Source organism: Martelella mediterranea (assembly GCF_021021415.1).
Lineage (GTDB): Bacteria > Pseudomonadota > Alphaproteobacteria > Rhizobiales > Rhizobiaceae > Martelella > Martelella mediterranea_C.
The window spans coordinates 1-6,901 of sequence record NZ_JAINWJ010000034.1 but is presented as its reverse complement, the minus strand read 5'-3'; the positions used below and the strand labels follow the sequence as shown (position 1 = coordinate 6,901).

The following is a 6,901-nucleotide window of genomic DNA, read 5'->3' as shown; positions in this document are numbered from 1 at the left end:
CGCAAGGATAAGGGACCATCAAGAACAACAGAGTTGATGACTTCCGCAGAAACGGCAGGTTTGTTAGTCGCCTGGGTGCGTCCCTTTTTAAAGAGGTACGCTTGGCGTTTCCGAAAGCATTTCGATCACCCAAACCGCGCCTGCGTCAAAATCTGCGCACACGGGCTTTTTTCTGACTCAGTTTTGCTCCAATGAAGCAGCATGAAATTTCACCGCAGCCTGAGCATCGCCGCCCTTTTCTGCCTCGCCGCCGCCCCGCAGGCCGGCGCCCATCCGCATGTCTTCGTCGATGCGCGGCTTGAGGTGGTGGCAGATGACGATGGCACCGTCACAGCGCTGCAGAATGTCTGGCGCTTCGATGAGTTCTTCTCGTCCTCGGTCATTCTCGACTATGACGCCAACATGGACAACCAGCTCACCGGCGACGAGCTGACGGAGATCGGCGAAACCGTGCGTCAGTCACTCGCCGAATATGGCTACTACACTCAGATCAGCGACAACGGCGAGGACGTGCCGCTGGCTGAGCCTGACGTCATCCATGCCGACATGATGGATGGGCAATTGTTGCTGATCTTCTCGGCAAAGCCGTCGAGGCCGGTCAAGCTTGACGGCCATCTCACCTTCGGCATTTATGATTCCACCATGTATACCGCGATCGACTTTCAGCGCGACGAGGACCTTGTGATGATCGGCGATGCCTTCGAGCGCTGCAAGTCTGCGGTGGTGCGGCCCGACCCCGATGAGATCATCTCCGAAAACAGCGATGCGCTGACGGCGGCGTTCTTCAACGATCCGACCGACATGAGCAAGCTGTTCGCAACCCGCCTGGACCTCACATGCACCGAATGATCCGCCCGATCGCGCTTGTCCTGCTTCTGGCGCTTCTGGCTTTTCTGATATTCGGCCTGAACCAGAAATCGTTCTCGGCCTCGCCGCTCGGCATCGGCTCGTCCGAGCCGTCATTCTCCTCATCCTTCGGCCCGCTGCAATCGGTACTGATCACCATCAACCAGTATCAGCAGCAGTTCTACCGCGCGCTGACGGCGGCGCTGAAGGCGATGAAGGACGATCCGGTGAAGGTGCTGGGCCTTGTCGGCCTTTCCTTTGCCTATGGCGTGTTCCACGCCGCCGGCCCCGGCCACGGCAAGGCGGTGATCTCCTCCTACATGATCGCCAACGAAACCGAGCTGAAGCGCGGAATCGCGATCTCGCTCGTCGCCTCGCTGGCGCAGGGCGTGACGGCGATCCTGCTGGTGGGCGCGGCCTATCTGTTCCTGCGTGGCACCGCCGTTTCGATGCGCGATGCCACGCTTTATATGGAGCGCGCGAGCTTTCTCCTGATTGCCGGTTTCGGTCTGTGGCTGCTTTATACCAAGACCCGTGCGATCTTCGGGCGCGCCGGCCATGGGGTTCATGATCATGACCATCATCATGGGCACGATCATCCGCATGGCCATGAGCACGGCGCCCACAACACGGCCCATGATCATCTTCACAATCACGCGCACCACCATGATGACCATCATGTGCACGGTCCCGATTGCGGCTGCGGGCACGTTCACATGCCGGAGCCCAAGGACCTCGGGGGCAAGGATTTCGACTGGAAGGGCGCGGGCTCCGCAATTCTGGCGATCGGCATGCGGCCCTGCTCGGGCGCGCTGATCGTGCTGACCTTCGCGCTGTTGAACGGGCTGATCCTCGGCGGCATCGCCTCGGTCTTCGCCATGGCGATCGGCACCGCGATCACCGTGTCGGTGCTGGCGATCATCGCGGTTTCGGCCAAGGGGCTGGCCGTGCGTCTCGCCGGTCGCGGGTCGCAACGGGCAACCCGGATCGGCTACGGCATCGAAATCGCCGGCGCGTTGCTGGTCACGCTTCTGGGTCTGACGTTGTTTGCCGCCTCCATGACAGGCTGATCGGATCGTTGATCAGATACCGGCGCCCTGGTTCTGGTAATTGGTCATGCCTTCGAGAAATTCCGCGACGAACGGCGTCGCGGGCCGGCGCAGCAATTCCTCCGCCGTGCCGAATTGCTCGATATGGCCGTCCGACATCACCGCGATCCGGTCGGCGATCTCGAAGGCTTCCTCCTGGTCATGGGTCACCAGAATGGCGGCAATCCCGACCTTTCTCTGCAGATCGCGGAGCGCGCCGCGCAGCCCCTTGCGGATCTTGGTGTCGAGCGCGCTGAAGGGCTCGTCGAGCAGCAGCAGGCGCGGCTCGATCGCAAGCGCGCGTGCCAGCGCCACCCGCTGGCGCTGCCCACCGGAAAGCTGCGAGGGGTAGCGGTCGGAAAGATGCCCGATCTCGGCCATATCCAGCAGATCGCGCACCCGCTTGCCGATCTCCTCGCGCGAAGGCCGTGTGGCGCGCGGGCGCATCTTCAGCCCGAAGGCGGCGTTTTCGGCAACCGTCTTGGTTTCGAACAGCGCATAGCTCTGAAACACCATGCCGAAACGCCGCAGCCGCGCCTCCAGCCCGGTAATGTCCTCACCCTCCATTAAGAGCCGGCCCTCATCGGCGAATTGCAGGCCGGCGATGATGCGCAGAAGCGTGGTCTTGCCGGAGCCCGAGGGACCGAGCAGCGCCACGAATTCGCCGGGGCGGATGTCGAGATCGACGCGGTCGAGCACCCGGTTGCTGCCGTAGGATTTTGAAACATTTTCGACTGTGAGGGCCATGGTCGGTCTTTCTCAGTGCGCTTGCGGGTGACGCGATTCGATCGCGGATCTCAGGACCAGCGTGATCACGGCGATCACCGTCAGAATGGTGGCGGCGGCAAAGGCACCGGTCACGTTGTAATCATCATAGAGCAACTGCACCTGCAGCGGCAGCGTCATGGTCTCGCCGCGAATATTGCCGGAGACGACGCTGACCGCGCCGAACTCGCCGATGACGCGGGCATTCGCCAGGATCGCGCCATAAAGCAGCGCCCAGCGGATATTAGGCAGGGTGACGTGGAAGAAGGTCTGCCAGCCGTTTGCGCCAAGGGTCAGCGCTGCCTCTTCCTGGTCGCGCCCGGCAACCTCCATCAGCGGGATCACCTCGCGGGCGACGAAGGGGCAGGTGACGAACAGCGATACCAGCACGATACCGGTGAGGTTGAACATCAACTGGATGCCGTACTGGTCGGCATAGCTGCCGACGAGCCCGGTGGAGCCATAGACCAGCAGATAGCAAAGGCCGGCGACGATCGGCGAGATCGAGAATGGCAGTTCGATGATCGTGATCAGCACGCGGCGTCCGGGAAACCGGAACCGGGTCACGGCCCAGGCGGCGCATATGCCGAAGGCGATATTGACCGGCAGCGCGATCAGCGCGGTGATGACGGTGAGCTTGATCGCATGCAGCGTTTCCGGCTCGAGGAGGCCCGAGGCATAGACGCCGATTCCCTCGGAAAAGGCGCGGGCGAAGATCGCCACGCTCGGAAGGCCCATGATGAGGGCGGCAAAGGCGACGGCGACGAGCACCAGTGCCGCCCGCTTCAGGCTGCGTCTGCGCCTCAGCGCCTTGACTTGCGGATGGACCATGGCTCAGCCTCCCCTCGACATATGCCGCGCGGCGCGGTTCTGGGCGATGTTGGCGAGGATCAGCACGAGGAGCGCCAGCGCCAGCACCGTGCCTGCAATCGCGCTTGCGGCCGGGAAATCATACTCGTCGAGCCGGATCATGATCAGAAGCGAGGCGATCTCGGTCTTGAATGGCATGTTGCCGGCAATGAAGATCACCGCGCCGAACTCGCCGAGCGAGCGGGCAAAGGCAAGCGATGCCCCCATGATGAAGCTCGGGAAAAGCTGCGGGAACACGATATGGCGGAACACCTGGAAATCGGTGGCGCCAAGCGTCTGCGCCGCCTCTTCCAGATCGTGGCTCAGGCTCTCCATCACCGGCTGCACCGTGCGCACGCCGAAGGGCACGGAGGTAAAGGTCATGGCGAGCGCGATGCCCCACCAAGTATAGGCGACCTTGATGCCGAAGTCCGACAACAGCATGCCCATCCATCCATTGCGATCGTAAAGCGCCACCAGCGCGATGCCGGCAACGGCCGTCGGCAGCGCGAAGGGCAGGTCGATCAGCGCGTCGAGCAAGCGCTTTCCGGGAAACTTGTAGCGCACGATCACCCAGGCGAGCAGCAGGCCGAAACAGGCGTTGAACACGGTGGCAAGGGCTGCCGCCGAAATCGTGACCCGGAAGGCTGCGAGCGTGCGCGGATTGGTGATGATCCGCCAGTAATCGGCAAAGCCGAGCTGGCCAAGCTGCCAGAACAGCGCCGACAGCGGCAGCAGGATGATCAGGGCGACAAAAAGCAGCGTGGTGCCGAGCGTCAGCCCGAAACCCGGCATGACGCTGCGGTTCGCGCGTCTGGTCGCTGTCGGCATGATGAACGTCATGATGGCCTTTTCGCGGTGATGCCGGAGGCTATAGCAATTCCTGTCGAGTTGGACACCGGTTTTCTCGGGGGTGAAGCGTTTCCTTGCTTCATGCGTCAGCGAGACGCACAGCCCTCACAACACGCCGATCTCCCCCCTTGAGGGGGAGATGCCCGGCAGGGCAGAGAGGGGTGAACCCTCTCCGGGAACACGGCGTTGGCGGCTTGTGCCCGATACCCCTCTCTGTCGCTTTCGCGACATCTCCCCCTCAAGGGGGGAGATTGGGGCGGTGAGGCCCGTGCTGACGCTATGCTCTGCTATACGGTCAGACAGAAATCAAAATTCCCGACCGAATTACCGAGCCGACTGGATCTGGTCCAGCACGCCGCCATCGGCGAAGTGAGTCTCGTTGGCCGCTTCCCAGCCGCCGAACACGTCTTCCACCGTGATCAGCTTCACGTCCGGGAACTTGTCGGCGTACTCGGCCTTCACGTCCTCGTTGTGGACGCGGTTGTTGAAGGAGGCGACAATTTCCTGGCCCTGCTTGGTGTAGAGGAATTCGAGATAGGCCTTGGAAACCTCTTCCGTGCCGCGCTCCTGGGCGACCTTGTCGACGACGGCGACCGGGAATTCTGCGAGCAGCGACATCGACGGCACGACGCGCTCATATTCATCCTCGCCATATTCGGCGCGGATGTTCTCCACTTCCGCCTCGAAGGTGATCAGCACGTCACCGATGCCGCGCTCGATGAAGGTGGTGGTGGCGCCGCGGCCGCCGGTATCGAACACGGCGACATTGCCGAGGAAATCGCCGACGAATTCCCGTGCCTTCTCTTCATCGCCGCCGAACTGGTCGAGCGCATAGCCATAGGCCGCGAGATAGGTGTAGCGGCCATTGCCGGAGGTCTTCGGGTTGGGGAATACCAGCTCCACGCCTTCGGCGGCGAGATCGTCCCAGTCCTCGATGCCCTTCGGATTGCCCTTGCGCACCAGGAAGGCCGGCAGCGAGTAATAGGGCGAGGCATTGTTTGGCAGCGCCTGCTGCCAGTCGGCCGCGACGAAGCCGTTATCGGCCAGGATCTGCACGTCGAGCACCTGGTTGAAGGTGACGAGGTCGGCCTTCAGGCCCTGCAGGATCGCGCGCGCCTGCTTGGAGGAGCCGGCATGCGACTGCTTGATAACGACATCGTCGCCGGTTTCCGCCTTCCAGTACTCGGCGAAGGCCGGGTTGATCGTGGCGTAGAGTTCGCGCGCGATGTCATAGGAAACATTGAGGATTTCCACCTGATCGGCCTTGGCCGGCGTGGTGAAGATCAGGGCGGCGCCGATTGCGGCGAGGAGTGTCTTCTTCATGAAATGAACCAATCTGCTGAATGGGAGGATTGTTGAGCGGAGAATATGAAAAGTGGCGAATTTGCGCCAAGAAATCCCTTCGCCGGAAAGCCGCTTCCTTGGAAAATTATGGTCGAGTTGCTGCCCCAATCCGGCTTTTGTTTTCGCGGAGCCCGGATCGGTCCGGCAATCCTCCCCTTAAAATTTGGTCCGCATCCCGTGCGGTTTGACGAACGCGTGCTATAGATTCGAGGAACCCGTGACAAGGCCCTCTACTATCGCGAAGGAACAGTTTTATGAAAATCGGATTTATCGGCCTCGGCCTGATGGGACGCCCGATGGCGGCCAACCTGATGGACGCCGGCCACGAACTCTTCATCAACCGGGTGAAGCCAATCTCGCAATTCCTCGTCGAAAAGGGCGCGACCGCCTGCGATACGCCGAAGGCGGTTGCCGAGGCCGCCGAGATCGTGATCACCATCGTATCCGATACGCCGGATGTCGAAGCGGTGCTGTTCGGCGAGAACGGCGCGGTCCACGGCCTGTCGAAGGGCAAGATGGTGATCGACATGAGCACGATCTCGCCTGTTGCGACGCGAGACTTCGCCGTGAAACTGGCCGCGATCGGCTGCGCCTATCTCGATGCGCCTGTTTCCGGCGGCGATATCGGCGCGAAAAACGCGACGCTGACGATCATGGTCGGCGGCTCGGACGAAGACTTTTCCCGCGGCAAGCCGCTGTTCGAGGCGATGGGCAAGACCATCACCCATATCGGCCCGGTCGGCGATGGCCAGACCGCCAAGCTCGCCAACCAGATCGTCGTCGGGCTGACGGTGGAAGCCGTTTCCGAGGCGCTGCTGTTTGCCAAGAAAGCCGGCGCGGATCCTGCCAAGGTGCGCGAGGCGCTGATGGGCGGTTTCGCCGGCTCGCCGATCCTGAAAATCCACGGTGAGCGGATGCTCAACCGCACCTTCGATCCCGGTTTCAGCATGCGGCTGCAGCGCAAGGACATGGCGCTCGTCGTCAACGCCGCCCGCGAGATCGGCCTGGCATTGCCCAATGCCGCCTCGACCGAGCAGCTGATGAACGCCGCGATCGCCCGCGGCGACGGCGAACTTGATAACTCGGCGCTGATCCGCACGCTGGAGGCGATGGCGGGGCTTGAAGACGAGGCGTGAGCGCAAGCAGCGTTCCGACAG

The 6,901-nt window shown here is 62.3% G+C and carries 8 protein-coding genes; 4 read left to right on the top strand and 4 right to left on the bottom strand.

Going from position 1 to position 6,901, the window contains the following annotated elements:
• From K7H91_RS18220 to K7H91_RS18210, 3 genes are all read left to right on the top strand, one after another.
• Positions 1 to 195, top strand: a 195-nt coding sequence (locus tag K7H91_RS18220; protein WP_230721655.1) for a hypothetical protein, incomplete at its 5' end; no start/stop codon positions are given.
• 6 nt (positions 196 to 201) lie between these two features.
• Positions 202 to 849, top strand: coding sequence for a DUF1007 family protein (locus tag K7H91_RS18215; RefSeq protein WP_230721654.1), 648 nt, complete (start codon positions 202 to 204; stop codon positions 847 to 849).
• Complete coding sequence (locus K7H91_RS18210; RefSeq protein WP_230721653.1) at positions 837 to 1,916, top strand: nickel/cobalt transporter; 1,080 nt, start codon at positions 837 to 839, stop codon at positions 1,914 to 1,916. Before K7H91_RS18215 ends, K7H91_RS18210 begins: the two co-directional genes overlap by 13 nt.
• A gap of 12 nt (positions 1,917 to 1,928) precedes the next feature.
• Here K7H91_RS18210 and K7H91_RS18205 read toward each other — a convergent pair whose 3' ends face one another.
• The 4 genes from K7H91_RS18205 to cysP form a co-directional block, all read right to left on the bottom strand.
• The gene (locus tag K7H91_RS18205) at positions 1,929 to 2,681 is read right to left on the bottom strand and encodes an ABC transporter ATP-binding protein (RefSeq protein WP_230721652.1); all 753 of its coding nucleotides are present in this window, start codon (positions 2,679 to 2,681) and stop codon (positions 1,929 to 1,931) included.
• Between the two features lie 12 nt (positions 2,682 to 2,693).
• Entirely contained in the window at positions 2,694 to 3,530 is an 837-nt protein-coding gene (gene cysW, locus K7H91_RS18200) for a sulfate ABC transporter permease subunit CysW (RefSeq protein WP_230721651.1), read from the bottom strand.
• Positions 3,531 to 3,533: 3 nt separating this feature from the next.
• Positions 3,534 to 4,379 (bottom strand): sulfate ABC transporter permease subunit CysT, encoded by an 846-nt coding sequence (cysT, locus tag K7H91_RS18195; protein WP_230721650.1) that lies wholly within the window; start codon positions 4,377 to 4,379, stop codon positions 3,534 to 3,536.
• Positions 4,380 to 4,724: 345 nt separating this feature from the next.
• On the bottom strand, positions 4,725 to 5,723 hold the full coding sequence (cysP, locus tag K7H91_RS18190; RefSeq protein ID WP_230721649.1) for a thiosulfate ABC transporter substrate-binding protein CysP: 999 nt from the start codon (positions 5,721 to 5,723) through the stop codon (positions 4,725 to 4,727).
• A 275-nt stretch (positions 5,724 to 5,998) separates the two neighbouring features.
• Here cysP and K7H91_RS18185 point away from each other — a divergent pair, with 275 nt between their 5' ends.
• The gene (locus K7H91_RS18185) at positions 5,999 to 6,880 is read left to right on the top strand and encodes a 2-hydroxy-3-oxopropionate reductase (protein WP_230721648.1); all 882 of its coding nucleotides are present in this window, start codon (positions 5,999 to 6,001) and stop codon (positions 6,878 to 6,880) included.
• The last annotated feature ends 21 nt before the right edge of the window (positions 6,881 to 6,901 follow it).